Raw genomic sequence first — 25,557 nt, 5'->3', positions numbered from 1 at the left:
ACGGCGACGGCGCGGGCCCGGCCGGTCGCCGGATCCCACAACCGCACAGTCCCGTCCTCACCAGCAGTAGCCAGCGTCTTCCCGTCCGGACTGAACGCCACGGCGAAGACAGGGCTGCCGTGATCGAACACGGCGACGGCGCGGGCCCGGCCGGTCGCCGGATCCCACAACCGCACAGTCCCGTCCTCACCAGCAGTAGCCAGCGTCTTCCCGTCCGGACTGAATTCCACGTCATTCACGGAGCCGTCATGGACACGGAGTGTGGACCGGTGCCGGCCTGTCGCCGGATCCCACAACCAGACCGTCCCTTCGTCGCCGTCCGTTGCCAGGGTCTTTCCGTCGGGGCTGTACTTCACCTCGTACACCCCGTTGGCATGACCGGACAGGCGGCGGATGAGGGGGATGTCCGCGGCGGCGTCGAGGCTGGCCATGGCCTCCGTGGTCGGACTGGTGCGGTAGGCGCTCACGGCCAGGAGTGAAGCGAGGTCGGGGTTGGTATCCATCAACGCATCGGAATGGGCGGCGAGTTGCCGGGAGACTGCCTGCTTCTGGGCTTTGACCGCAGCCTCGCGTTGGGTGAGTGCTGTCTGACGCTGCCACAGGGCCACCCCGGCGGAAACCAGGGTCAGGACCAGGGTCCCGACGAGAAAGACATTCAGGCGGCGGATACGGCGTGCCCGGCGGGTGTCGGCCGTCTGACTGATCTGGAGAAAGTGGGCTTCCAATTGGTTGGGGCGGAGCCAGACGGCGGCCGTGGCGACCCAGGCAAGGGCATCACGTAGGGCTGTGCCGCGTTCGAGGTCTTCGGGCCGACGTCCGTGCTCGTCCCAGGCACGAGCAGCCTCCCCCAACTTCCGGTGGATACGCAGTGCTTCGCGATCTCTGTCCACCCAGCCTCGCAGGCGTGGCCAGGCCCACAGTACTGCCGCGTTCACAGGGCGCACCGTGGTCGCTTCACGCACGAGGAGCCCCGCGTCGACGAAGGCGTCCACGGTCTGCCGTACGGCGGTCCGTTCATCCTGGGACCGGCCGGACAGTAGTTCACTGTCATCGACAGTGCGCACCGTGTCGTGGGAGCCGTCAGGAGTGCTGCCGGGAGCAACCAGCCGCAGCCACATCGCACGGCAGGCGGCCTGGGCAGGAGGCCGCAGGGCGCGGTAAACGGCTTCCGCGGTCTCACCCAGCGCCGGGACGGGGGCTGTCTCGGAGGCGTGCAGGTCGGCCGCGGCGTCAGCTCCTGCCCGCAGTGCCTGGCGGCTGTCGGCACCCGCGCCGAGCAGCCGCAGCAGAATGTCGGCTGCGGCAGGCCGATCAGCCGGATCCCTGGCCAGCGCCTGACCGACGAGCGTCCGCAGCCGCTCCGGAAGGGCTGCCAGATCAGGCTCGTGTGCGAAGGTGCGGTGGATGACCTCGCCGATGTGCGTGCCTTTGAAGGGCTCGTGCCCGGTGCCTGCGAACACCACCAAGGCGCCCCAGGCGAATACATCCGCGGCTTCGGCGCCTCGCCTCCCTTGCAGGATTTCGGGGGCTATGTAGCCGAACGTTCCCATGACGACACCGGTCTCGGTCAGCGTCATCTCCGGTGTCCGGGCAATGCCGAAGTCGATGACCCTCGGGCCGTCCGGTCCCAGCAGCACATTGCCCGGCTTCAGATCGCGGTGTACCACCCCCGCCTGGTGGATCGCGGCCAAGGCGGTGACCACTCCGGTCGCCAGCCGCACCAAGTCGTCGCCGCTCAGCGGTCCGTGGTCCCACACCACAGTTCCCAGATCCGAGCCGGAAACGAACTCACTGACGATGTACGGGGGCACCGCGTCCGCGTCGGCAGCCAGCACCTTGGCCGTGCAGAACGACGCCACCCGCTGAGCCGCGGTGATCTCCTTCGCGAACCGGCTCCCGCTCTTCGCTCCGGCGGCCATATCCCGGTGCAGCACCTTCACCGCCACCCGCGCCCCAACAGCGTCATAGGCCTCATAGACCACACCCTGGCCACCCGAGCCCAATCGCGCGGCCAGCCAGTAGTCACCCACCCGCTGTGGATCCTCCGGAGCAAGATTCCCCCGAGTCACACACGCCCCCCATATCCCTGGAAAATACATGTCTTACTTAAAGGCTCAAAGACGCCTATAGGGGCGCCTCAACACGACACGCCAGGGCGCTTCCGCCGGTTCCGTAGGGGGCGCGAAACAATCTGCTCGCGCCTGCCGTTCACCTGAGCGCCCCGGGTCTCGCCGGGGTGCCGCGCCCATCACGAAGAGGAAGAGCCGACCGACTGTATTCGTCGCGCATTTCATTGCCCATAACCGTAGAACGCACGTCAAGGGCGATATTCGTCACACGGGGCGTAGTCACTCCATGGGCCGTCTCCAGTGGTGGCGCGGTGCTACCGTCGAGAAAGTGAGAAATCGCCTCGTCGTCAAAGGTGCCCGTCAGCACAACCTCCGACATGTATCGGTCGACATACCGAGAGACGCACTCGCCATATTCACAGGGGTGTCCGGATCCGGCAAATCAAGTCTCGCATTCGACACGATATTCGCGGAAGGTCAGCGGCGTTACGTCGAATCCCTCTCGGCCTATGCACGACAGTTCCTCGGGCAGCTCGACAAGCCGGACGTCGATGTCATCGAGGGACTGTCCCCGGCGATCGCGATCGGCCAGAAGACGTCAGGGCGCAACCCCCGTTCCACGGTCGGCACGATCACCGAGATCTACGACCACCTGCGCCTGCTGTACGCCCGTATCGGCCACCCGCACTGCCCCGAGTGCGGTGAGCCGGCCAGCCGACAGACACCCCAGGCGATCGTGGACCGGCTGCTCGCCGAGGAGGAGGGCACCCGGTTCCTCGTACTCGCCCCGGTGGTCCGTGACCGCAAGGGCGAGCACATGGAGGTCTTCCGCCAGTTGTCCGCCGACGGGTTCAGCCGCGTACGCGTGGACGGACAGGTTCTGGCCCTGTCCGCCCCTGCTGCGCTCGACCCGCGCAAGAAGCACTCCGTCGACGTGGTCGTGGACCGCATCGCCCTCAGGCCTGGCATCCACCAGCGGCTCACGGAGTCCGTCGAGACCGCGCTCGGACTCGCGGGCGGCGTGATGAGAGTGGAGTTCGTCGATCGGGACGGACCCGACCGCGAGACGGTGTTCTCCGAGCGGATGGCCTGTCCCCGCTCCCACGACAACGGCTGGAGTCGCTGGAGCCGAGGCTGTTCTCCTTCAACGCGCCCTGGGGCGCGTGTTCTTCGTGCACCGGTCTCGGTTCGTGCACGGAGGTCGACCTCGACCTGGTCGTCCCCGACGACACCAAGTCGCTGGCCGACGGCGCGATCGCCCCGTGGACCAACACCAGCGGAGCCGACTACTTCACACGCCTCCTCCAAGCACTGGCAGACGAACTGGGGTTCAGCACCGACACTCCCTGGCGTGAACTGCCCGCCGCCGCACGGAAGGCCGTGCTGCACGGAACACCGGGGCAGCTGCACATCTCCTACCGCAACCGCTTCGGCCGCGCGCGCTCCCAGCTCAACCGCTACGAGGGGGTGGTCCCGCATATCCAGCGCCGCTACTTCGAGGCCACCGGCAGCGACGGGACCGTATCGAGTAGCCGGTTCGCCGGGTACATGCGCGAGGTGCCCTGTGGTGCCTGCGGCGGCGCCCGGCTGGCGCCAGCGGTCCTGGCGGTCACCGTCGGGGGCCGGAGCATCTCCGAGGCCTGTGCCTTGCCGCTGGACGGACTCGCCGCGTTCCTGGCGGACCTGCCGCTGTCGCAGAGCGAGCGCCGGATCGCCGAAGCCGTCCTCGCCGAGATCGGGGAGCGGCTGCGCTTCCTGCTCGACGTGGGCCTCGACTACCTGTCCCTCGACCGTCCCGCCGCTTCCCTCTCCGGCGGCGAGGCACAGCGCATCCGTCTCGCCACCCAGATCGGGGCGGGGCTGACCGGCGTGCTCTACGTCCTGGACGCACCGTCCATCGGACTGCACCAACGCGACAACCGGCGCCTGATAGAGACACTCAAGCGGCTGCGGGACCGCGGCAACACGGTGATCATGGTCGGCGATGATCGACGAGTGGGTCTTCGGGCACTTCGAGAATCTCCTCGACGAAGTCTCGGCCCCAGCGCCCACAGAAGCCGCCGGGCCAGTGCAACAGCCGTCATGGCCGGCCTTGCCCGGGCCTTGGTGGCGGCGGTGCCGTCGGTGAGGCGCAGCCGGACTCCGGACTTGTGGTCTCGTCGCCGCGGCAATCGCTCAACTTCGACGGTCTTTCCGGCGCCATCCCTTTGGGACGCTTGACACCGGGCTTGGGTCCGGCTACGTGGTGGTGACCTGCCCGTCGACGACTCGCACTGGCACGTTGATCAGGGGTTTTGTTGCCGGCCCGCCGGTGACTTGGCCGTTGCCGTCGAAAGTGGAGCCGTGACATGGGCAGCGGAAGCCGGATCCTGTGGGCCTGATGGGGCAGCCCTGGTGTGTGCAGGTGGCGAGGAATGCCATGAAGGTGTCGGTCAAGGGGCGTAACAGGTATGCGGCGGAACCGTTCGGTGTGATGAAGCTTGTCGACGAACCGACGGCGACAGCAGAGACCGCAGCGATCACTGTCGGGGAGTTCGTTCCTGGGTCTGTTGGCCGGCTTGGTTTCGGGTTGGTGGTGGTGCGCCGGGTAAGAGCGATGACGCCGCCGCCGAGGGCAGTGGTCGTCGCGGTGATCAGGCCGCCCCAGAGCAGAATGCGTCGCTTGACGTCGTCTGGGGTGGAGTTCGGCTGGCGACGACGGCGTATCGCGGCGCGCAGGCGGGCCGTCGTGGAGAACAGGCCTGCGTCGCCGGCAACCAGCAGCGGGGTCCAGGCGGCTGCGAAGACGATGTCGGAGCCGAAGTAGTACGGGCGGGTCGTCCAGCTCACGGTGAGGAAGAAGCTCAGCGCGAGGAGAAACCCGCCGAGTGCGGCGATACGGGTGAACAGCCCGAGCAGAGTACCCAGCCCGACAGCGACCTCGCCGAAGGCGATAATCAGGCCGGTGACGGTCGGGTGTTCGGCCGCGAATGACACCAGCGGGCCGATCGGGGAGGTTGTCGCGGCGTGCAGCATCTGAGCGTGGACGCCGAGGGGTGAGGTGTGGTCCAGGTAGTGGGTGTCGAGGATTTTGGAGAGGCCTGCATAGAGGAATGTGCCGCCGAGGAAGACGCGTAGCGGCAGGAGTGCCCAGATCGGTGTCCGTAGTGGCGCATCGGCCCGTGGCGTTGTTTCGCCGGGGGAGGGCGTGGGGGACAAGAGAAGTCGCCTTTCATGTCGCAGGTGTGGCGACGAGAATCCCGGTGCACATTTCGTCGCTGCTGCCGTCACCCCACACGACGTATCGCAGCGGGAGTTTTTTCAGCTGCGGCAGGAGTTTGCGCAGCCCGGCGTCGCGGGTGCGGGTGGCCGGAGGTTGTCTCCGGCCTTGAGGACGAAGGGAGTGCCCAACTGCTCGCATTTCTGGGCCTCGAAGTTGAACGACGGCACGTCGAAAATGGTGTGAGCACCGGTGGAGCCGGGGTTGAGCTCGACCTTCATGGAGCGTCCGAGCAGGTGATCGCCCCCTCCACTGCCGGGTCAGCCGCCCACGTCACGCCCCTCCGACCGCCACGACGCCGCACGGGTGTGGGTTCAGTGCGGACGTGTGTGAGCTCAGAGCTGCTTTTCGGCTTGTTGACCTCAGTGAGCTCACACACGTTCGACGCCTCGTCAGGACTTGCGAGGGGAGACCGCCATGATGCCAATGCACATCTCGTCGCTGGTGCCGTCGCCCCACACCACGTAGCGCGGCGGCAGCTTGCTCAGCTGCGGCAGGCGTTTGCGCACCCCCGCGTCGTGCGTGCACGTCACCCGCAGGGTGTCTCCCGGGCCGATCTCCACCGGCGACGGCAGCTTCATCAGCCGCTGGTCGTCGAAGTCGAACTGCGGCACGTCCAGCACGACCTTGGCCTTCGGCGTGCCCGGGTTGAGTTCGACCTTTATGGCCCGCCCGAGCATGTGCATGTGGCCGAAACCGGCGAACAGCGTCATCGGCGCCTCCACCTTGTGGTCGCAGGTCTGGGTGTCACCGGGCTTCGGCGCGCCACCCTGGTTGCACTCCTCCACCTGACGGTCCGCCATCTCGCCGACATCCGGCCCGAACCGCTTCGTCACGTCCGCGATCGAGGCCGCCCGGTCACAGAGCGGACCCGACTCGTCGGCGGCGCAGGGCAGGTCGGTCGGCGCGTCGAGCGACCACGTCTCGAGTTCCCGGGTCTGCGGCGTGCCGTCCGTCAGCCGCAACCGCACCGCCGAGCGGTCCGACCCGGCCGACTTGCCGTCGGTCGCGAGCAGGTTGTAGTGGATCTGGAGGACGAGCAGGCCGCCCGGCTCCAGCTTGTAGCCGGCGTCCTGGTCGAGCAGCGTCTCCTTGGCGCCCGGCGCCCAGGTGTCCACCCACGCCGCTTCCCCCTCTTCCACCTCGGCGCCGTCCACGCCGGTCCCGCCGAAACACTGCCAGCCGAGGCCGGGGGTCTTCGCGTCCTGCTCGCGCACCGCGGCAGCGCCGCCCGGCGGCACCGCGTACACAATGGCGTGGTGTGCGATGGCAACGTTCTCCGGCGTGAACTGGGTCCCGGTCAGGAACGCCGCCTTGGTGAGGCCCGGATCGATCATCTGGCACCGGTACTCGTCCGTGCCGCCCTCCGGCGGCGCGGGCGTGTATGCCTCGCCCATCTTCAGGTCGACGAACCGCTCGCCGGCGCGCAGCGGCTGCGGTGGAGCCGACGACCCGCTCGCGTGCGCGCCGTGCGATCCGGTCGCGGCGGGCGCCGCACTGTTGTCGGCGTCCGACCCGCAGGCGACGACAGCGAACGCCGCCGCCAGCACCATGGTGGCCGCCCCTAACCTCAACCGCCCGGGCGGCGCTTTCCCCGACGGTGCTGCGTTGACTGCCATCACTAGCCTCCTACATACGGGGTGCATCGCTTGCCTGGATGCCTGCTTCCTACCGAGCGAACCTGAGACGACTGTTAGTGGGCGGTTCGTGAGTCTTTGAGTGGTTCTGGTGTCGCCTGATGGTGTGGCGGCGGGGCGGAATCTACCGGTCCGCGGTTGTTGGTCTGGTGATGTGCTCAGGTGAGTGAACGCAAGCCGTACCCGAGTGACTTATCGGACGAGCAGTGGTCGTTGATCGAGCCGGTGATCACCGCGTGGAAGGACCGGCACCGCTCGGTCAGCGGCCACCAGGGCGCCTACGACATGCGGAAGATCGTGAACGCGATCCTCTACCAGGGGCGGACCGGCTGCCAGTGGGCCTATCTCCCGCACGACCTGCCGCAGAGAAGCGCGACCTACTACTACTTCGCCGCCTGGCGGGACGACGGAACCGACCAGGTCATCCATGAACTCCTGCGCTGCCAGGTCCGCGAACGCGCCCGCCGATTAGAGGACCCGACCCTGGTGGTGCTGGACACCCAGAGTGTCCATGTGGCCGCTGGGGTCCCCGTCGCCACGAGTGGCCACGATCCGGCCAAGCGGGTGCCCGGCCGCAAACGCGGCCTGGCCGTGGACGTCCTCGGCCTGGTCATCGCAGTCGCCGTCCTCTCCGCGAACACCCACGAACACCGCGGGCATCATCCTGCTGGACCAGGTCGCCGAGCACGCCGGCGGAACCGTCCGCAAAGCCCTCGTTGACCAGGGCTTCAAGAACCAGGTCGTCATGCACGGCGTCGGCCTGGGAATTGACGTCGAGATCGTCGCACGCAACCCCCAGGACAAGGGGTTCGTGCCGCAGCCGAAGCGGTGGAGGGTCGAGCAGACCTACGGGATCCTGATACTGCACCGGCGCCTGGTCCGCGACTACGAGCACCGCCCCTCCTCCTCCGCCTCCCGCGTCTACTGGGCGATGACCCACGTCATGACCCGACGCCTCATCGGCGCGAACACCCCCACCTGGCGCGAAGAACGGGCGGCGGCAGTGTGAACATCCAGCCCTTGCTCGATGCCCTGGACCTCCAGGAAGACGCCGCCCGGGCCCTGGCCGACGACCTCCGCGCGCAGATCGACGACCTGCAGACCCGGTTGCGGGAGGCCGAGACGCACCTGGAACACCTCACGATCACCCGCAAGACCGTCACCGGCCTCGCCGACCGGCTCCCAGCCGTCGCGCCGGACCTGCCCGAGCACCCGGACTACCCCCGCATCCTCGCCGTCCTCAACCACGCGACCGGGCCGCTACGGGCCAAGGACGTCTGCGAAGCCCTCGGCCACGAACTGCTGCCGAAGAACATCGAAGGCACCCGCGCCAAGCTCAAACGCCTGGTCAAACTCGGGATCCTCACCGAGGCCGACACCGGCAACTTCGCCAAGAGGCAATAGCCGACAGAATCCCCACCAGCGTCCTTGCCCCCACCACAGCGAGAAACGGACATCACCTTACGAACCGCCCACTGAAAGCAGTGGAAGACAGGTCGTATCAGAGGGCTCGTAGAAAAGTTCGTCGCCGTAGGCACGCGGGTGGTCAGAAGATGGTCGACCGGCAGGTGCGGCGCAGACCCGAAGGCCCAGCCGCCAGGTACGACGATCCTGGTCTCGCCTATGACACCCAGCCCGGACCGGCGCGAAGTCCGAGCTGTTCCGGGTCGGCTGCAAGGTCCACTCGACCGAACCTACGAGCCGGACGCCGTCGATCGGCTCACCGGCATGCGCAATGCCTCCGGCCAGGTCTCCGACGACCGCAGGGCCGCTGTCGTCCACGCCGGTTCAACCTGCGATGGCCGCCGCGGCATAGCGCCGCATCTCGGCGGCGGGGTCCCAGGGCATGCCGTTACCCGGGTCGACTCGACGACTAGGAGGCGGAGGTGAACGAGCAACGGCTCCGCTTGGCTCCCGACGGTCGACAGAGCGGCGTTCTCAGCCGATCGTTTCGGCCAGGTCTGCCAACAGGACGTCGGCCACCAGTTCCTCGACCACGGCGGTGCCCTGGTCGGTCATGGCGGGGGTCAGTTCGGGGTCCCAGGGAGCCTCGGTGAGGCGGCCGGGGCCGGGTCCGTGGGGTGTGCGGGCGGTCGCGGCGCGGTAGTCCGCCGCTGTCATGCGCCATGGGCGGGCCGGTGTCTTGTCCAGGAGGTAGGCGGCGATGCGGATGCCTTCGCCGTCGAAGTCGCCGTGGTAGCGGAGGGCGGCGCCCTGGTCCGCGAGGAGGCGCAGGAGGTGGACGGCCGCGCTGTTGGGCCAGCCGGATGTGCACACGAGCGGCGGACAGCGCGGGCCGAAGCGGCGTACGGCCAGGGCCAGGATGCTGGGGTTCTCGACGACGTGAACGACGGGTGCGGGATCGGGGGCGAGGATGAGTTCGCCCGGGGCCCGCAGTTGGGCGAGGGTCAGGCTGGCGGCCTGACCGGTCTCGGCGCAGACGCGGGCCACCCGGGCGAGCGGGCCTTCGCCGTCCGGGCGTAGGCCGCCGACGAGAACGGTGGCCGACAGGTCGTCGTCGGCGACGCCCGCGCGGGTCCACAGGGCGCGCCGGTCCGCTGCGGACTGCGGGCCGGCGGTGTCGTGGAGGGTCGCCAGGGCACGCAGGACGAGGGTGGACAGTCGGGTGCCGTCGTCGAGTGCGTGGGAGGCGCCCTTGAGGACTCTGGCGGCGAAGACGGGCAGGGGCTCGGCCTGGGCAGGCAGTTCGGCGAGTACGGTCAGCGCGTCTTCGAGCAGGGTCCGGGTCAGTTCCGGCGAGCCGCCGACCAGTCCGGTGGTTCGGCACGACGCGGTCCAGTCGGCGAGCGCGGGCTGGGCCCGCACGGTGGGGTGACCGTCCAGCCATGCCCACAGCTCGGCGCGTTCACTGTCCTTGCGGCGCCGTTGCGACGCGCGGTCGTCGAGAGGGCCGACGAGTTCGGTGACGGTCTCCCGCACCGACCGGCCGGACAGCTCGGTGACCGCCTCTTCCAGGCGGGCCAGCGCGACGAAGGGGTGAGGGTCGGGCAGCCGGTCCAGCCCCAGAAGGTCGGCGAGGGCTTCGCGCTGGGCCTCGTCGAGCGGGCCGAGGCGCACCCGTGTGACGGGGCGGCCGGAGGACAGGCGGCTGTGGACGGTGTGCCAGAGCGGGCGGAGTTCGGGACGGCGCAGGGTGCGTTCGCCCGGGGCCGGTTCGGGGCGGGTCGTTGCGTCGCGGTGGGTCATTCCGTCTCCCAGTCGGCGCCGTTCCAGACGAAGCGGGCGCTGGTGACGGCGTCGTCGTCGCCGTCGGTGAGGAGCTGGTGGACCGCGATACCCGGCAACTCGCGGTAGCTGCACCACTCGTGGTCGGAGGTGACCATGAGATCGAGGTCGAGTGCGGTGAGCAGCGCGAAGACCTGTCCGCGGTTGACCGCGTCGACGCCGACGAAGACCTCGTCGAGCAGGATGGGCCGGGGTGCCAGTGGCACGGCCTCGTAGTGGGCGGCGACGGCGGCGAACAGCGGCAGGTGCAGTGCGATGGCCTTCTCGCCGCCGGAGAGCGCGCCGTGCAGCTTCTTGGTCAGCGGCTGCCAACCGGTGCCGTTCGCCCGGTCTAGGCGGACCGTGAAGCGGTGCCAGGCGGTGTAGTCGAGCACCTCGCCGAGCTGCTCCTCCCAACTCGCGGCGGTGTCACTGCCCTTGGCCTCCTCGATACGGGCGCGGAAGAACGTGTGCAGGGCTTCCCGGTCACTCTCGTCGACCCGGCCAGGGTCCTTCAGCAGCAGCTGCCGGGCGGTGCGGGTGCCGTCCGGGAGATCCGGGCGGACGTCCCAGACGAGCTGGACGGCGACCTTGGAAGCGGTACGGACCCGCTCCAGATGTCCGTTCATACGGTCGACGAGTTCACCGGCCTGGCGGATGCGGGCGGCGAGGTTCCGGCGGATGTCGCCGGTGAGGATCTGGTCGAAGAGGCTCCGCTCGGCGCTGGTGATGTCGTCCCGGCTGCGGTCGCGCTCCTGGGTGAGCGTGGTGAGCAGGCCCGTCGCCCCCACACGGAGGCCGTCCAGGGTGGCGGTGAACAGCTGGATGTCGTCGTCGGGCTCCAGGTCCAGGTCGGCACGGGCGCCGAGGCGCTGGCGGGCTTCGTGGACCGCTTCGGACAGGCGGGTCGCGGCATCGCCCAGGTTGCGTGGGGCGTGCGGGATGCCGGGCCACTTCGCGGCTGTGGCACGGGCGGCCTCCAGGGTGGCCTTCGTGCCGTCTGCGGCGTCGAGTTGCGGTGTGACGCCGGCGTCCTCCGCGAGTCCGACCAGACACAGGTGCCGGAACCGGTGCGCCGCGCGGTCCCGGGCGGCGACGGCGTGCTCCCGTCGTTCGGCATCCTGGCCGCTGGTTGCCCGCAGTCCTCCGATACGGCCTTCCAGGCGCAGGAGGAGGTCGGCCACCCGGCCGACCTCGTCACGGCAGCGCCGTAGTTCGGCGCGCGCCTCGGCGACGCGGGCGACGATCTGCCGGTAGTCCTCGCCGACGGTGGCCTCGACCGCCGCCAGGCGCGCCTTCAGCCCTGCCGCCTCCGCTTCGGCCGCGGCGGCGTTCTCGGACTGCTCCTCGGCGGCCCGGTGTGAGCGGTCCGCCTGCGCGGCGATCTGACGGGCTCTGTCGGCGGCGGCGGTCGCGGTGAGCCGGGCGTCCACCCACGTGTCGGCGGTGTCCCTGAACCTGTCGATGTCGGCGGAGAGGTCACGCAACCGGTCGCGGTCGGTGGGCAGTTGGTGCTCGGCCGCCCGGCGGCTCAGTGTGCGCAGGGCGCCCGCCACCTTCGTCTCGCACCGGGCCACATGGGAGGCCGCGTCGCGCACGGCGTCGTCCCGGGCGGCCAGCCTCTCCTCGGCGCGGTCCCGGTCACGCCGACGGGCGTCGACTTCCTGGTGGTCGGGGCGGGCATCACGGTCCGCGTCCAGTCGGGCGCGGCGGGCGTCGAGGCCGCGCAGCCGGTCGTCGAGCGCGGCGAGGGTGGCGTTCAACTCGCTGATGCGCTCGGTCAGTTCACCGATCTTGCGCTGCCGGGCCCGTTGCCGCGCAAGGACACCGATGTAGGCCGGCTCCGGCTTGCTCCACGTTCCGGTGGCGAGCGCGAGACGCCAGGCACCATCGGCGGAGACAGCCGCGGGGTGGGAGCCGGGCAGTGAGGTGCCGTACGCGACACCGGCGAGGATGCGGGTCACGGTGTCGACGGGGACGGGGATGTCCTGCTCGGGGCGCAGCACCTCCAGCAGACTGGGCCCTGGGGCGGTCACGGCCAGGGCTGTCTCCGCCCGGGTGTCGTGCCCTGGCAGCGCGATCCCGTCGTAGGGGCTGACCCAGGCGTCCAGGAGGCCCGATGCCTCCAGTGCCGCCTCCACCGCGGCCTGGACGGGGAGCGGAACGCCCTCGTGGAAGGCGATCAGTCGCCACAGGGGTGCGCCGGCCGTCGCCGTGCGGACGGTGGTGCGGGTGGGAGGGGGCGCAGGGGGCAGGTCGGTCTCGCCGCTCAGCCGTCGGATTCCCTCCGCCAGTCGGTTCCGCTCCTCCCGCAGTCCCGACCGTGCGGCTCGCGCGATGGCCTCCGCTGTGGCGATCTCCTGTTCCAGCGGTCGTGCGGCGGCTTCGACCAGTGCCGTCACCTCGGCCTCGGTCGCGGCTCGGTCCGACAGTTCCCCGGCGTCGGCGATGCGCAGTTCCACGCAGTCGGCGGCCCAGGTGAGCAGTCGTTCCGCCTGTGCCTCAAGGGCACTGTCCCAGGCGTCGGACGCCTCGTCCCGCCGGGCGATCGCCTCCGTGAGGCGGGTGCGGGCTTCGTCCAGCAGGTCTTCGGCGTGGCCCCGGTCGCGCACGGCACGATCGTGCTCGTCCATCGCCTCGGTGATGTGGGTGACCTGCTGGCGTCGGGCGGTGACCGCTCCCCGCAGCAGCGTCCGGGCCTTTCGGGCCCCGTCGTCGCGCGCCGCGCGTGTCCGGGCCGGGCTCTCGGGCCGACGGCTGTCGGCTTCCCGTTCCCACCCCGGGCTGTCGGCGAGGGGTGCCGCGGAATCCGCGTCGAGAAGCGTCCTCACCTCATGGTGGATCGACTCCAGGCCCGCCGCCCGGGCCGACCGGCGCGCTTCCTCCGCGGCTTCGCGCGCGTGTTCGCCGAGCGTGCGGGCCTGGCCCGCCGCCTCTTCGGCGTGCCGCTGATCCTGCTCCGCGCCGGCCCGAGTGTCCTGGGCGGTGGCGCGCTGCCGTCCGGCGGTGGCTGCCGCTTCTTCCGTGCGCCGGCGGAGTCGGTCGAGTTCCTCGCCCTGCTTGTACGCGTCGCTGTCGCGCAGCGCGTCGACCGTCTCCTCCAGGGCGTGCGCGCGCAGTTCCTGTTCCGCCCGACGGGCCCGGGCGGACTCCCTTCCCGTCAGCGCCTGTTCGAGTTCCCCGGCGCTCTGGCGGGCGGCACGGGTGAGGTCGTCCATCTCGGTGGTGGCCGAGATCAGGGCGGCCGAGCCGGCCCGCAGGACCCGTCGAGCGTAGCCGCGCTGCCGGGACGCGACGGTCTGAGCCGCCGTCACCTCGTCGTCGAGCCGCTTGAGGTGTTCGCGCTGGCGGTCCAGCCGCTCGAAGCCTTCGGCGAGTTCGGCGATCTCGCCTTCGCCCAGCGGAGGAAGGGCTCGGGACAACAGGGTGGACAGAAGGGACGGGTCGAGCCGTTCGGAGAGTTTGGGCTGACGCAACTGGAGCAGCGCGGACAGCAGCGACTCGTAACGCTGCTCCCCCATGCCGACGAAGAGCGCACGCCGTACGGCCGTACGGTAGTCGGTGGCCGAGGCGTGGACGTCGCCGCGGTCGCGCAGGGTCTCGGCGAGCGCCGCGCGGGTCAGTGGCTGTCCCGCCTCGTTGACGAGAAGTACGCCGGTGGGGTGGGCGATCCTGGAGTCGGTGGTGAAGTAGTCGGCGTGTACGCCGCTGGTGTGCACGCTCGCCTGGAGTCGTGCGCCGCATCCGAACCACCGCTCGGCACCGTCGTCGCCGACGCGGCGGAACTCCATCCACACATACCCGACACGGGTCTTGCCCGAGGCGCCGTCGCCGATCAGGTTCCAGTGCATGGTGCGTTCCGAACCGCCGAACGTGGACAGGCGGTTGGGGCGCAGGCTGGCGTCGAAGAGGAAGGGCAGCAGCAGTTCGAGGGCCTTGGACTTGCCCGATCCGTTCTGGCCGCGCAGCAGCAGGCGGCCCTGGTGGAAGGTGAAGGTCTCGTCGTAGTAGCGCCAGACGTTGAGGATGCCCGCGCGGTGCGGCTGCCAGCGGCTGCGGACGGCGTCCTCGCCCGGCGTGGGCGGCTCGGCGGGCTCCGGCTGCCGCGGGAGGGGCAGTTCGGTCACGCTCATCGCACGTCTCCTTCCACGACGACGCCGTCGGACACCGGATCCGGACTCGTCGTCCCCGTCAGGCGGTAGCGGTACGCGGCCGGGCGGGCGACGACGCGTCCTCCGGCCGTGCGGACGAGACCGACATCACGCAGGACGCGCACGGCGTCGTCGGAGAGCCGGATCGCGCCGTCCTCGGACTGGTACGCCTTGGCCCAGCGCGGGAAGCGGCGCAGCAGATCCGCTCCGGCTTCTGTGAGCTGTTCGGGCAGCAGTCCGGCGGGCGCCGCGCACAGCGGCTCCAGCAGGAGCAGTGCGGCGACCCTGGCGGTGGAGGTGTCGTCGGGGAACCGGAAGTCGGTGGCGATCCCGTCCTGGTCCACGAGCAGGAAGCCCTCCGCGCGTTCCTCCAGGAGGAAGCCGGCCTGTTCGACCGAGCGCCGCAGGATCTGCCGTCCGGTCAGGGACGTGACGTAGGCAAGCTCGTCCTCGGCGAGGTCCGCGCGGTAGAGCACGGGGTCGTCGAAGAGGCGGCGCAGCACCGCGTGACGCAGCCGCAGATTGTGTTGTGCGTCGGTGGCGGCGCTCTCGTGCCTTTCGCCGTGCCTCTCGCCGTGTGTCTCTGCGTGCCTCTCGCTGTGCGTCTCGTCGGGCGTCTCTGCCTGCGTCTCATCGGCCGGCCCGTCGGTTGTCCCGTCGACGACCGTGCCGCCGTAGCGGCGCTCCCGCACCAGGCCGGTGAGAAGTTCCTCGAACCGCGCGGGCACCTCGTCCGGAGGCACGGCGAGCCGGGAGGCGCCGACGGGCGCGGCGGGCAACCGCATCAGCAGGGTGGTGTCCACGCGGTAGAGGACCTTGGCCTCCGCGGACTCGACGTACGCCTCGGTCGTACCGTCCACCGCGCGCAGCACGTCGTACGACTCCAGCAGCTTGAGTACGTCGACGAATGCCGTCCGCTCCGGTTTGTGGACGGGGTCGAAGGCGGCCAGTGCCCGGTCGGCGGCCGTGGCCTGCACGACGCGGTCGGCGAGCATGCCGATGGTCGTCATCGGCATCGACAGCAGCTCGGCCGCGGTCACGCACAGCAGGACGTAGCGCCGGCGGTCGAACGGGGCCCGGCCGGAACGTGCCCTGCGGGCCGGGCGGGAGCCGTCCGGGTCGGCGCGGACCTTGGTGAGGCGGGCGTAACCGCGGCGGGGTTCCACCGTCAGGCTCCAGCCGCAGGTGTAGTCGAACCACTGCGCCAGCGGCTCACGACGGCGTCGTACCAGTTCGAAGCCGGTCGGGTCGGCGGTCTCGGTGAGGAGGGGGCGAGCCAGGAGGAGACGGATGGCGCGGGCGACCTCTTCCCGTTCCGCGGCGGCCAGTTGGTTGGCGAGGCTGCTCATCCCGCGGCCTCCCGCGGCGCGGCGCGGAGAGCCGGGAAGGCGCTCGCTCCACCTGTCGCCGTGATGTGGACGACGTAGTCCGGTCCGGCCAGTGAGCCCTTCGCGGTGTGCAGGACGGCGGTGCGCTCGTCGGGAGGCGGAGCCAGCGCGATCTCCACCCGGCCGTCTCCTGTCGTCGCGCGCCTGTGGCCGCTCGCGTCGGGCCGGGCGGCCAGGGCGCGGCCGAGCAGGTCGAGCAGGCGGTCAAAGACGGCGGGGTCCAAGGCGGCGAAGGAGGACAGGCGAACGGGTTCGTCCGTTTCCAGCGCCTGCCAGGCGACGGCGAGTTCCGCTCGTTCCGCGCGGGCCCGCTCGGCGCGGTCCGCCCTGACCGCCGCGACGTCCCGTACTTTGGCGGTGCGGGTGAAGCGCTCGGTCCGTCCGCTGGTCCGCAGCAGTGCCGACACCTCCACGGGCGGGGCGTCGAGCCAGGAATGGGACGACGGAATCAACTCCGGGTCGGCGTGGGCGAGGTGGGCATGGCGTGCCGGGCCGAGCCCGAAGGCGGCCGACCACAGCCGGTGCAGATCCTCCTCCGCGGGGGCCGCGGCGAACCAGCGCGCCAGTTCCCGGAAGTCCTGCACGGCGCTGGTGGAGCGGCGCCGCGACTCGTTGATCCGCTCCAGGACCTGCAGGAGCGAGACGATGGCCCGGCGGGCGATGTCGTGCAGCTGCTCGATCCGCGGTCGCGCCCCGTCGTCCGGGAGAAACCACGCCCGCAGGCCCGCCCAGCGTGCCCGCCGGCTCTCCAGCCAGCCGGCCGCAGGATCCTCACCTGCCGTCGGCGGCAACTCGGCCCCGCGCAGAGCCCGCTCGCGCAGTCCGGCGATCCCCCGCTCCTCCGCCCGGACCAGGGCAGCGGCGACCGCCTGCCCACGCCGGTCGAGATTGACCAGGAACTCCTGCAGATACGCGACGGTGGCGGCCTTGACCTCGCGGAACACCGCCAGATCCGCGCCCTCGGCGCGCAAGAGGCGCTGCAACTCGCCGTTGAAGGCCTTGGTGTTCTCCACCAGAGCGTCCAGATGCCCCTCCAGCTCCCGCAGGGTGCTGAAGATCCGCCGATCCGCCGACGGGGGTTCACCGGAAAGCAGGCACAGCTCATCGAGCCGGTCGGCGATCGCCTCCAGCACGGCCGTCTGCAGCGCGCCCGTGGAGGCGAGAACCTCCAGCGCGCGCCGCACTCCGGCCAGGGCGGCCTCGCCCCGGCGGGTCAGCGAATACTGCAGGTTGCGCCGCTCGTACTCCTCGGCCGTGCGGTAGTTCTCCGCGTGGTTGTGCACCACGTCCAGGAGCTTCCACTCCACGAGTTGCCTGAGCGCCCCATGCAGATCCACCTCCTCGACCGCCGCCACCCAGCCGACCCCGCGCAGCCGCTCCCGCACCGCGTCGAGGCCCAATGCCGTCTCCAGGTGCTCACCGGCCACGCCGAAGACGTCCAGCACCGCCCCGTACAGATCCGACCTGTCCGCCGTCGTGAACCGGAACATCTCCGGTGGCACCCTGCGCACGCCTGTCGCCCCTCCCCACCGCCCCGGCGGCATCCTGATCTCCACCGTAGAGGCAGGCACCGACCTTACGGGGCCAGTCCCGGAACAGCGGATACGACCAGCAGAACCAGGCGGTCCCGTGGCGGGCGCCCGTACGCGACGGCGAACACTGGGCCGCGCGCCGTGACCGCGTTCGTCGGAGCCAGGGCAGGAAAGGTCCCGTCACCCGGCACAGGAACCCAGGAACACGCCGACGAACCCCCCGACCAGCGCGAAGGGACCGGCCGGGATCACCGCCGTGCGGTCGGTACGACCGGTACGCCCCGCAAGGATGAGGCCGACGCCGTACAGCGAGAACAGCAGGAACCCCATGAAAGTGCCGACCAGCACGCTCCCCCAGCCGTGCCACCCCAGAACGACGCCGAGTGCCAGGGCGAGCTTCACGTCGCCGAAGCCCACACTCCGTGGGCTGGACAGGAACAGCACGAAGAAGCCGGTGCCCAGCGCGATCGAGCCGAGCAGCGCCGCCGTCCAACTGCCGCCGGCGCCAGGCGACAGTGCCGCGGCGCCGAGCAGGACGAGCAGGGCAGGGGCGAGGGGCAGGGTGAGCGCGTCGGGCAGCCGGTGTGCCGTGAAGTCGACGACGGCGAGCAGTATCCCGACCGGGGCGAGCAGCAGCCAGACCAGCAGTTCCGGACGGGCACCGGTGACGCACGCCAGAGCGGCGCAGGTCACCGCCGAGACGGCGACAAGGGCGGGTGTGCCGGGGCCGTACGAGTCTCCGCCGGTGCAACGGGCCCGCCCCAGCCATCCGTTCCCGGGACCGGTGAAGGCGTGTCCGGCCGGACACGCCGCCCGCCACGGCTCACCGGGCGCAACACACAGCCGGTACGCGGCACGCGGGACGAGCAGCCCGCCACCGCCACCCCACAGGCTGGCACCCACGGTGATCCAGAGCGTCTCCATCCAACGGAGCATAGAACGCGCCGGTGGCCGTGCTGATGTGCTCAGCGAGCAGAGCTGGGCCGGGGGGCCGGTGGAGGCCGGGGTGCCTCCCTGTCGTGAATGTCGTCGTGCGGCGGCTGGAGGACGCCGAGTGCATCAGCGCCCAGGAGAAGGTCGTCGAGGCGTCGAAGCAGGAGATGGAAGCGGCGCAGGCCGCCCGGGACGCCGCGGCGACCACGCAGGACGTCCGCTGCAAGGAGGTCACCGGCCGCTGATCGGAGTCCTTCCTGGCCCGGCTCCGGCAGATCAGACCGGCCGTCGAGGCCGCTCACATCGCCCCGCAGGACTTCACCACCCAGGTGAAGGAGCACAACGCGGCCGACAAGAGGGATCCTCCAGCGCTCCATCCTGACCACCGCCCATCACGTGGGCCGGCGCATCGAGGCGTTCACCAATAACCCGGCGACCACCCCGTACCAGTTCGTCTTCGGCAGCCGCCGCGCGCTCGCCGACCTGTGTGCCGTACGCGCCCGCTGGCACCACACCGCCTCGCCCGCGCCGACAACCACGCCCGCGCGCACCAGGGCCACGGCACCGCCCCGGGCCGGCCCGCTTCGGACTGGCTTTGTATCTCAGTGCGGGAGTCGTTTCGAGGTGACTGCGGGAGTCGCCTTCTGAGCGAGTTTGTGGTGTCGGTTTGTTTTGACGTCACCTGAGGGCTTGCGGTGGGACGGTGGATTGTGCATCTGCCGCTGGGGGCCGTATGTCGCAGTCGAAGGTTGATCTGTACGCAGCGATCCGCCGTGACCATCAAGGGGGCATGTCGCAGCGGGCGTTGCAGCGCAAGCACAACGTCACGTGGCGGACCGTGCGTCGGGCGCTGGACGGTCAGTGGCCGGAGCCACGCAGACAGCATCGGCGCCGTGAGTCGCGGCTTGATCCTTACAAGCCGCTGATCGACGGGATCTTGCGGGCGGATCTGGACGCGCCGGCCAAGCAACGGCACACCGCTCAGCGGATCTTCGACCGGCTGGTGGACGAGCACGGCGCCGACACCATCTCGTATCCGATGGTCCGCACCTACGTGAAAGACCGGCGTCCGCAGATCAGACGGGATGCAGGGATCGGCCCACAGGCCATGTTCGTGCCGCAGACGCACCTGCCTGGGGCCGAGGCGGAGGTCGACTTCGGCGAAGTCAGCGTGGGCCTGGCCGGTGAGATGACCCGGCTTTACCTGTTCTCGCTGCGGTTGTCGTACTCGGGTAAGGCAGTGCACCGGGTGTTCGCCACCGCCGGTCAGGAAGCCTTCTTCGAAGGGCACGTGCACGCGTTTCGGGTCCTGGGCGGCATCCCCCGTCGGCACATCCGTTATGACAACCTCCGGGCCGCAGTCGAGCGGGTGCTGGGCTTTTACCGGGGCCGGGTGGAGGCGGATCGATGGACTGCGTTCCGCTCGCACTGGGGTGTCGAAGCGTTCTACTGCAGGCCCGGCATCGAGGGCGCCCACGAGAAGGGCGGGGTCGAGGGACAGATCGGCTACTACCGGCGCAACCACTTCGTTCCCGTTCCCGAGGTCGCCTCGCTCACCGAGCTGAATGCGATGGTCGACCAGTGGGATCTGGACGACGAGGCGCGGCGTCTGCGGGGCCGTACCCGGACCGTCGGGGACTACTTCGCGGCTGAACAGCACCTGCTCAAGCCGCTGCCTACCGAGCCGTTCGAGACGGGCCGCTGGTTCGCCCCGCGGGTCAACCGGTTCAGCCAGATCAGCGTCCGCGGCAATGCTTACTCGGTTCCGGTTCGCTTCATCGGCCGCCAACTGCGCGTCCTGCTGCACGCCAATGAACTGATCGTCTACGACGGCCGGACCGTGGTCGCCAGGCACGAGCGCCTTGGCGGCCGCAACGGCTCCCGCCTGGTCCTGGACCACTACCTGGAGGCGCTGCTGCGCAAGCCGGGTGCCTTCCCGGGATCGACGGCGCTGGAACAGGCTCGCTCCGCGGGCCGTTTCACCCCCGTCCACGACAAGTGGTGGGCGGCGGCGAAGGCCGCGCACGGCGACGCGGCCGGCACCCGGGCTCGGATCGAGGTGTTGCTGCTGGGCCGGCACATGGACCACGAGCAGGTCGTCGCCGGGCTGGCGGCCGCCTACCGGGCGGGGGCCCTGACTGCGGACGCGGTCGCGCTGGAAGCCCGCAAGCTCGCCGAATCGGACGGAGAACCGGCCCCGCCGCCCCGTCCCGGAGCAGAACCGGCGGACGAGGGGCCGACTGCGTCGGTGACCTTCCTCGCCGACTGGCGGCTGTCCCACCTGCCGCCCGACAACCGGCCGCTGCCCTCGGTTGCCCACTACGACCAGCTACTGCGACGGCCCGGCCGCACGGCCGGCAAGAAAGAAGGATCATGACGCGCAAGCGTGGACTCACCGAGGAAGCCGCCACCGCCTCCATCGACCAGGCATGCCGCATGCTGCGGCTGCCCACCATCCGCCAGCAGTTCAAGGACCAGGCCGACGGCGCGGCCCGAGACCAGATGTCGTATCGGGCCTTCCTCGCCGAGCTGCTGATGGCAGAGTGCGACGACCGGGCCCGCCGCAGGTCCGAACGCCGCATCAGGGCTGCGGCCTTCCCCCGCGAGAAGAGCCTGCGGGCCTTCGACTTCGACGCCAACCCCAACGTCGACCCCGCCACCGTGAACACGCTCGCGACCTGCGAGTGGGTCAAGAAGGGCGAACCGCTCTGCCTGATCGGCGACTCCGGCACCGGCAAGTCCCACCTGCTGATAGCCCTGGGCACCGAGGCCGCCATGCAGGGCTTCAGAGTCCGCTACGTGCTGGCGACCAAGCTCGTCAACGAGCTCGTCGAGGCCGCCGACGACAAGCAACTGTCGAAGACCATCGCCCGCTACGGCCGTGTCGATCTTTTATGCATCGATGAGCTGGGCTACATGGAACTCGACCGCCGCGGCGCCGAGCTGCTGTTCCAGGTGCTGACCGAACGCGAGGAGGAGAACAGCGTCGCCATCGCCTCCAACGAGTCGTTTTCCGGGTGGACGAAGACGTTCACCGACCCACGGCTCTGCGCGGCCATCGTCGACCGCCTCACCTTCAACGGCGCCATCATCCAGACCGGCACCGAGTCCTACCGCCTCGCTCACACCAAGGCCCAAGCCCAACGCGCTGCGGCCGACTGACACCCCCTGATGCGTGGAACTGAGGAGATATTTGGTTGCTCGCCTGCGGGGATGGTGGATGCAATGTCGGGCATGGTGACTGAGGTCCGCCCGCCGCGCCGGGATGAGATGGCTGCATACTACCGGGCATTGCCGTTTGCGAACGGTTTGCCGAGCTGGGAGCCTACGGACGCCGCGTGGCACGGTGGCCCCGAGCCGTGGCCTCCACAGCGCACGCCTGCGAGCGCGGAGCAGCTTGAGAGGTTGGCGGCAGCCGATATCGAGGACGGTTCCTTCCACCCGATCGCGACGTTCGTCGACGGCAGGTGTGTCGGCGCGTCGGCGACGATCTCCTTCGAGGTGACGGTCCCTGGCGGGGGAACGGGGAGGATGGCTGGCGTCACTGCTACCGGGGTGATCGCGACACATCGCCGGCGCGGCTACCTGCGGCAGATGATGCAGGCCATGTTCGAGGCCGCCCTGGAGCGAGGCGAACCGCTGGCGATGCTCAGCGCGAGCGAGGGCAGCATCTATGGGCGGTTCGGGTTTTCGCCTGCGACCTACCGCACCCGGTGGGAGCTGGCACGTCACGAAGCAGCCCTCCTTCCGGCAGAGCCGGATCCCGGGTCACTGGAGTTGGCTGACGCTGCGCAGGCGAAAACGGCCTGGCCCCAGGTGCACGCGGACGTGCGTGCACATCGCGTCGGAGAGCTCAGCCCTCTGCCTGGGCGCTGGGACGGGCTGTCCGACGAAGCAGATGGCACAAACGGACCGCTTCGCTTTCTCGCCCACCGCGACCAGTACGGCAATGTGGACGGCATCGCCAACTTCCGGCTGCCGTGGTCCCCGACCGCTGACCGTGCGGGAACGCTCGTGGTGGAAGCCCTGGAGGCTACGAACCCTGCGGCTTACCGCGCTTTGTGGGGACTGCTGATCGACTTCGACCTCACCAAGACCGTCGTGGCAGCTGGCCGTCCGCGCGATGAACCCCTGCGGTGGATGCTCACGAACCCGCGGGCGATGCGCATCACCCGCCAGACGGACAACCTCTGGGCGCGTCTTCTCGACGTCCCCCGAGCCCTGACGCAACGCTCGTACCTCACACCCGGCGAGCTGAAATTCACCATCGACGATGACCAGATGTGCCCAGCGAACAACAGGACATGGCATCTGAAGGCAGACGACGACGCAGTGACGTGCGTTCCGACCGACGAGACGGCGGACCTGACCATCACGCTCTCGGCGCTCAGCTCGCTCTACTTCGGTGGCATGTCGGCGCGCCACCTGACGCATGCGGGCCACATCACTACGCACGCCGACGACGCGATCGGACGTCTTGCTCGGATGTTTTGGACCGACCCCGAACCGCACAACTCCTTCGGCTTCTGACCAAACTCCACCGGCCGACCTTTGGCACGTCACTCGAACACCGCATGATCCTCGACGGCGTCGGGAGCTAACGATGGGACACAACGGCGCGGTGACATCAATTCACATCGACATTGATCATGCGCGTGCCCCTCGAGTGACTCCCGAACTCACCTCGAAATGGCATCCACGGAAACTGACACAGCCATCGGACCACGGCTCCACCCGCCCGTATCTCCCGCTGACCCCGAACCTGCTGGTGGCCGGGCCAGCAGCGGCCCGGCCACCGGCAGAAGCGAGCACCCCTTCGTGACGACACCCTCCGCCACAGCGCATGTCCGCCTCGATATCCACCCCGTGCACACCAGCGCCGTAACCGCCACGATCACCGGCGGCGGGCAGGAGCTGGCCTGCGCTGTGCTGACTGCCCACGGTTTCGAAATTCTCGGCGACGGCACCCTGGTCATGGCCCGCATCGACCGCGAGGAGCCCCACTGGGCCGAGAAGCCGCCAAGGCCCTGCCCACACCGGACATCACCACCGAGATCACCCCCCGGCTCCGCGAAGCGCTCGACGAGGAGTGGACCTGGGCCAACTACCCGATGCCCTGGTGCACCCACGCGGAAATCCGGGAGGTCTCCAACGAAGCCCAGAAGATCCACGACGACATCCGCCACGGCAGGCTCATCATCCGCGCACACGCCGACGACAGCGGCACCACCGTCGCCGTCGGCACCTACCGCGACAGCGGCAAGAGCGTCCACCTCCACGGCGAGAACCACCTGCGGCAGATCGCCGACACCTTCAACTCACCCGCCCAGGCCCTCACCGCATTCGAACGCCTCCACGGCGACACCATGCGCCCCGGCCCCGTGACCGTGACCGACACCGAACGCGCCTCCGCCCAAGCCCGCACCTCGCTCAGCACGCCGACCGCAGAACCCGAACCACCCGCCCAGGAAACGGAGATCGTGCCCGCCTACGCCGCCGATGCCAGCGACCACGACGCCCTCCTCGACCGGTTCCTCGACGCACACGCCGACTGGCAGAAGTGGCACACCTGGTCCGACGACACCACCCACGCGATCCACGAATCCTGGACCGTGGCCGCGTACGAGACGCCCGTCTCCGACCGGATATGGCACCTCACCGCGACCGGCACCACCCCCAACCCCGTGCTCCAGACCCTGCTGCACCACCTCGCCGAAGGCGACGCATGGGACACCGCCATCGGTAGCCCCGTCGACCAGAAGACCGTCACCGCCGCCACCAAACCCCTCACTGACGCCGGATGGACCCACACCGTCGACGGACGCTGGATCCGCTGGACCAACCCTTCCGGGGATGCTGGCATCCAGTTCGACGCCTTCGCCACCCACGGCCGAACAGCACTCTCGTCACCTGGACCATCACGGCATCCCCCTACAGCCCCAGTTCGCTGCTGGCCGACCTCGCCGAGGACCTCGCCCACGGAACCGGCATCCGCCAGCCGAGTTCCGCACCACGCGAGCGCGGCGCGCGACCCCAGGACATCGAGGGCAACGAGTTCTGTCTCGACTGAGTCGTTCTCGCCTACCCGGCCGCCCCTTCCGCGAGGGGAACCTCCCAGGGGCGGGGGCCGGTGCCGTCCGTCCATGCGCGCAGGGCCTCCCCGCCCATGCAGACGATCCCGCACTGTTCGGCGTACTCCAAAGCCGGCGCGGTGAAGTCGCTGGTGGTGACCAGTACGGCCACATCGGCCTCGTGGACGGTGAAGCAGGTCCCGCCGAAGCGCTGCAGATCCTGCGAACCGACCCGGTGCGATGCGCCGTACTGCTTGCACTGGACGACGATCCGGCTCCCGTCGGGTGCCGCGGCGACCACGTCGGCGCCGAGGTCTCCTGCCCCGCCGACGACCTCGACGGCGGTGCAGCCGTCACGTTCGCAGAGGGCGGCGACCGCCTCCTCGAACTCCTCGGGTGTCAGGGCGTCGTAGTCGGCATCGACGGTCTCGACGGTGTCGTCGGCGGCCGGACGCGGACGGGGAACCGTCGGCGCCTCGGTCCCGGCTTCGGCCCGGGCTTCGACCTCGGCCTCCAGGCAGTCGGCGGCTTCCCTCGCCGCCCGGTCGAGTGCCGCCGCCGCTCGGCGTGCCGCGCTCGCCACGTGCCACCGGCGCCGCAGACGCAGGGAACCCGCGAGACCTGCGACAGCCACCACGATTAGGACGAACACCCAGGCGGGGCGCCGCTCCAGAGCGCCGGCCACGGTGTGGACCGCGAAGCCCACCATGCTGACGACCATGGCGAGAAGGACGAAGAATAGGGCGGTGGAGCGGAGGTCGAACCCTCGTCGGCGGTTCGCAGGCGCTGTACGTTGCGCGGGTGTGGTCACGGCATGCCCCCTCGTAGGACCGATGGGAAGATCAACTCACCGTGTGCCCAAGATCGAGAAGTTCACCGTTCCGCCGCCGCACCGGGCGACGGCGGGTGCTCCTCCGGCCTCGTCTCCGAGTCAACTCAGCGCCCATATACGGACGGTGTCGCCGGTGTCGGAGACGGTGTACCAGGTGCCGTCACCGAGTGCCTTCGGCGGGCCGGACACCGGCTCGGGGTAGACGACCCGGTCGCTTAGGCCCGTCCGGGTCAGGTCGATGAGCCATTGCCGGCCCTCTCCGTGCTCCTCGTCGCTCTCGACCGTCCCGGCGATGCCGGTCGCCTCGTCGACGAAGCCTCCCTCGTAGTCCCAGAAGGCCTCGGTCTCGATCTCCTCGTCGTCGCCCGTGCCGGTGTCCGTGCCGGGGTGCCCCGGAACGGCCTCGGCGCTCAAGCTCACCGCCGTGCAGCGGCGCGGACGCCATCACCCGCACGGTCCG

The 25,557-nt window shown here is 69.9% G+C and carries 17 protein-coding genes and 3 pseudogenes; 8 read left to right on the top strand and 12 right to left on the bottom strand.

The window, feature by feature from the left end:
* The coding region (locus ABT147_RS39770) for a WD40 repeat domain-containing serine/threonine protein kinase (RefSeq protein WP_351415766.1) at positions 1–2,030 on the bottom strand (2,030 nt) is incomplete at its 3' end.
* Positions 2,031–2,397: 367 nt separating this feature from the next.
* On the opposite strand from ABT147_RS39770, the pseudogene ABT147_RS39765 reads away from it, so the two are divergent.
* Positions 2,398–4,058 (top strand): annotated as a pseudogene (locus ABT147_RS39765) (UvrA family protein); the annotation flags it as partial.
* A 249-nt stretch (positions 4,059–4,307) separates the two neighbouring features.
* Here ABT147_RS39765 and ABT147_RS39760 read toward each other — a convergent pair.
* From ABT147_RS39760 to ABT147_RS39750, 3 genes are all read right to left on the bottom strand, one after another.
* A complete protein-coding gene (locus tag ABT147_RS39760; RefSeq protein WP_351415764.1) occupies positions 4,308–5,267 on the bottom strand; it encodes a TQO small subunit DoxD in 960 nt (319 codons plus the stop codon).
* 102 nt (positions 5,268–5,369) lie between these two features.
* The gene (locus ABT147_RS39755; protein WP_351415762.1) at positions 5,370–5,549 is read right to left on the bottom strand and encodes a hypothetical protein; all 180 of its coding nucleotides are present in this window, start codon (positions 5,547–5,549) and stop codon (positions 5,370–5,372) included.
* Positions 5,550–5,720: 171 nt separating this feature from the next.
* Positions 5,721–6,947 carry a monooxygenase gene (locus ABT147_RS39750; RefSeq protein WP_351415760.1) on the bottom strand — a complete coding sequence of 409 codons (1,227 nt, stop codon included), beginning with the start codon at positions 6,945–6,947 and terminating at the stop codon, positions 5,721–5,723.
* Between the two features lie 180 nt (positions 6,948–7,127).
* Here ABT147_RS39750 and ABT147_RS39745 point away from each other — a divergent pair.
* Both ABT147_RS39745 and ABT147_RS39740 read left to right on the top strand, forming a co-directional pair.
* Positions 7,128–7,974, top strand: a pseudogene (locus ABT147_RS39745) (IS5 family transposase).
* Complete coding sequence (locus ABT147_RS39740) at positions 7,971–8,369, top strand: hypothetical protein (protein ID WP_351415757.1); 399 nt, start codon at positions 7,971–7,973, stop codon at positions 8,367–8,369. The pseudogene ABT147_RS39745 and the gene ABT147_RS39740 overlap by 4 nt, the downstream one beginning before the upstream one ends.
* Before the next feature lie 534 nt (positions 8,370–8,903).
* Here the strand turns inward: ABT147_RS39740 and ABT147_RS39735 are convergent.
* The 5 genes from ABT147_RS39735 to ABT147_RS39715 form a co-directional block, all read right to left on the bottom strand.
* On the bottom strand, positions 8,904–10,172 hold the full coding sequence (locus tag ABT147_RS39735; protein ID WP_351415755.1) for a TIGR02679 family protein: 1,269 nt from the start codon (positions 10,170–10,172) through the stop codon (positions 8,904–8,906).
* On the bottom strand, positions 10,169–14,323 hold the full coding sequence (locus tag ABT147_RS39730) for a TIGR02680 family protein (RefSeq protein WP_351415752.1): 4,155 nt from the start codon (positions 14,321–14,323) through the stop codon (positions 10,169–10,171). Before ABT147_RS39730 ends, ABT147_RS39735 begins: the two co-directional genes overlap by 4 nt.
* Positions 14,320–15,690 (bottom strand): TIGR02678 family protein, encoded by a 1,371-nt coding sequence (locus ABT147_RS39725; RefSeq protein WP_351415749.1) that lies wholly within the window; start codon positions 15,688–15,690, stop codon positions 14,320–14,322. The genes ABT147_RS39730 and ABT147_RS39725 overlap by 4 nt, the downstream gene beginning before the upstream one ends.
* Positions 15,687–17,240, bottom strand: coding sequence for a TIGR02677 family protein (locus ABT147_RS39720; protein ID WP_351415747.1), 1,554 nt, complete (start codon positions 17,238–17,240; stop codon positions 15,687–15,689). The genes ABT147_RS39725 and ABT147_RS39720 overlap by 4 nt, the downstream gene beginning before the upstream one ends.
* Positions 17,241–17,441: 201 nt before the next feature.
* Positions 17,442–18,185, bottom strand: a complete 744-nt coding sequence (locus tag ABT147_RS39715) for a prepilin peptidase (protein ID WP_351415745.1) — start codon at positions 18,183–18,185, stop codon at positions 17,442–17,444.
* Positions 18,186–18,280: 95 nt separating this feature from the next.
* On the opposite strand from ABT147_RS39715, the gene ABT147_RS39710 reads away from it, so the two are divergent.
* The gene (locus ABT147_RS39710) at positions 18,281–18,439 is read left to right on the top strand and encodes a hypothetical protein (RefSeq protein WP_351415742.1); all 159 of its coding nucleotides are present in this window, start codon (positions 18,281–18,283) and stop codon (positions 18,437–18,439) included.
* A 147-nt stretch (positions 18,440–18,586) separates the two neighbouring features.
* Here ABT147_RS39710 and ABT147_RS39705 read toward each other — a convergent pair whose 3' ends face one another.
* A complete protein-coding gene (locus tag ABT147_RS39705; protein ID WP_351415740.1) occupies positions 18,587–18,754 on the bottom strand; it encodes a hypothetical protein in 168 nt (55 codons plus the stop codon).
* Positions 18,755–18,927: 173 nt separating this feature from the next.
* On the opposite strand from ABT147_RS39705, the gene istA reads away from it, so the two are divergent.
* The 4 genes and pseudogenes from istA to ABT147_RS39685 all read left to right on the top strand — a co-directional run.
* On the top strand, positions 18,928–20,571 hold the full coding sequence (istA, locus tag ABT147_RS39700; protein WP_351415738.1) for an IS21 family transposase: 1,644 nt from the start codon (positions 18,928–18,930) through the stop codon (positions 20,569–20,571).
* Complete coding sequence (gene istB / locus ABT147_RS39695; RefSeq protein WP_351415735.1) at positions 20,568–21,356, top strand: IS21-like element helper ATPase IstB; 789 nt, start codon at positions 20,568–20,570, stop codon at positions 21,354–21,356. Before istA ends, istB begins: the two co-directional genes overlap by 4 nt.
* A 243-nt stretch (positions 21,357–21,599) precedes the next feature.
* The gene (locus ABT147_RS39690; RefSeq protein WP_351415733.1) at positions 21,600–22,724 is read left to right on the top strand and encodes a GNAT family N-acetyltransferase; all 1,125 of its coding nucleotides are present in this window, start codon (positions 21,600–21,602) and stop codon (positions 22,722–22,724) included.
* Between the two features lie 581 nt (positions 22,725–23,305).
* Positions 23,306–23,860, top strand: a pseudogene (locus ABT147_RS39685) (DUF317 domain-containing protein); the annotation flags it as partial.
* A gap of 415 nt (positions 23,861–24,275) precedes the next feature.
* Here ABT147_RS39685 and ABT147_RS39680 read toward each other — a convergent pair.
* A complete protein-coding gene (locus ABT147_RS39680) occupies positions 24,276–25,076 on the bottom strand; it encodes a restriction endonuclease (RefSeq protein WP_351415731.1) in 801 nt (266 codons plus the stop codon).
* 120 nt (positions 25,077–25,196) lie between these two features.
* Entirely contained in the window at positions 25,197–25,511 is a 315-nt protein-coding gene (locus ABT147_RS39675) for a hypothetical protein (RefSeq protein ID WP_351415728.1), read from the bottom strand.
* Between the last annotated feature and the right edge of the window lie 46 nt (positions 25,512–25,557).

Source organism: Streptomyces sp. NPDC001868, assembly GCF_040297125.1.
In the GTDB taxonomy this organism is placed as follows: domain Bacteria; phylum Actinomycetota; class Actinomycetes; order Streptomycetales; family Streptomycetaceae; genus Streptomyces.
Note: the sequence above shows the minus strand (reverse complement) of the source record. Positions and strands in the feature narration are given on the sequence as shown.

What these genes read in the sequence shown, in the direction of transcription:
- ABT147_RS39755 (WP_351415762.1), bottom strand. Translation starts at nt 5,549, where the DNA reads ATGAAGGTCGAGCTCAACCCCGGCTCCACCGGTGCTCACACCATTTTC.
- ABT147_RS39750 (WP_351415760.1), bottom strand. Translation starts at nt 6,947, where the DNA reads ATGGCAGTCAACGCAGCACCGTCGGGGAAAGCGCCGCCCGGGCGGTTG.
- ABT147_RS39735 (WP_351415755.1), bottom strand. Translation starts at nt 10,172, where the DNA reads ATGACCCACCGCGACGCAACGACCCGCCCCGAACCGGCCCCGGGCGAA.
- ABT147_RS39730 (WP_351415752.1), bottom strand. Translation starts at nt 14,323, where the DNA reads ATGAGCGTGACCGAACTGCCCCTCCCGCGGCAGCCGGAGCCCGCCGAG.
- ABT147_RS39725 (WP_351415749.1), bottom strand. Translation starts at nt 15,690, where the DNA reads ATGAGCAGCCTCGCCAACCAACTGGCCGCCGCGGAACGGGAAGAGGTC.
- ABT147_RS39715 (WP_351415745.1), bottom strand. Translation starts at nt 18,185, where the DNA reads ATGGAGACGCTCTGGATCACCGTGGGTGCCAGCCTGTGGGGTGGCGGT.
- istA (WP_351415738.1), top strand. Translation starts at nt 18,928, where the DNA reads ATGTCGCAGTCGAAGGTTGATCTGTACGCAGCGATCCGCCGTGACCAT.
- istB (WP_351415735.1), top strand. Translation starts at nt 20,568, where the DNA reads ATGACGCGCAAGCGTGGACTCACCGAGGAAGCCGCCACCGCCTCCATC.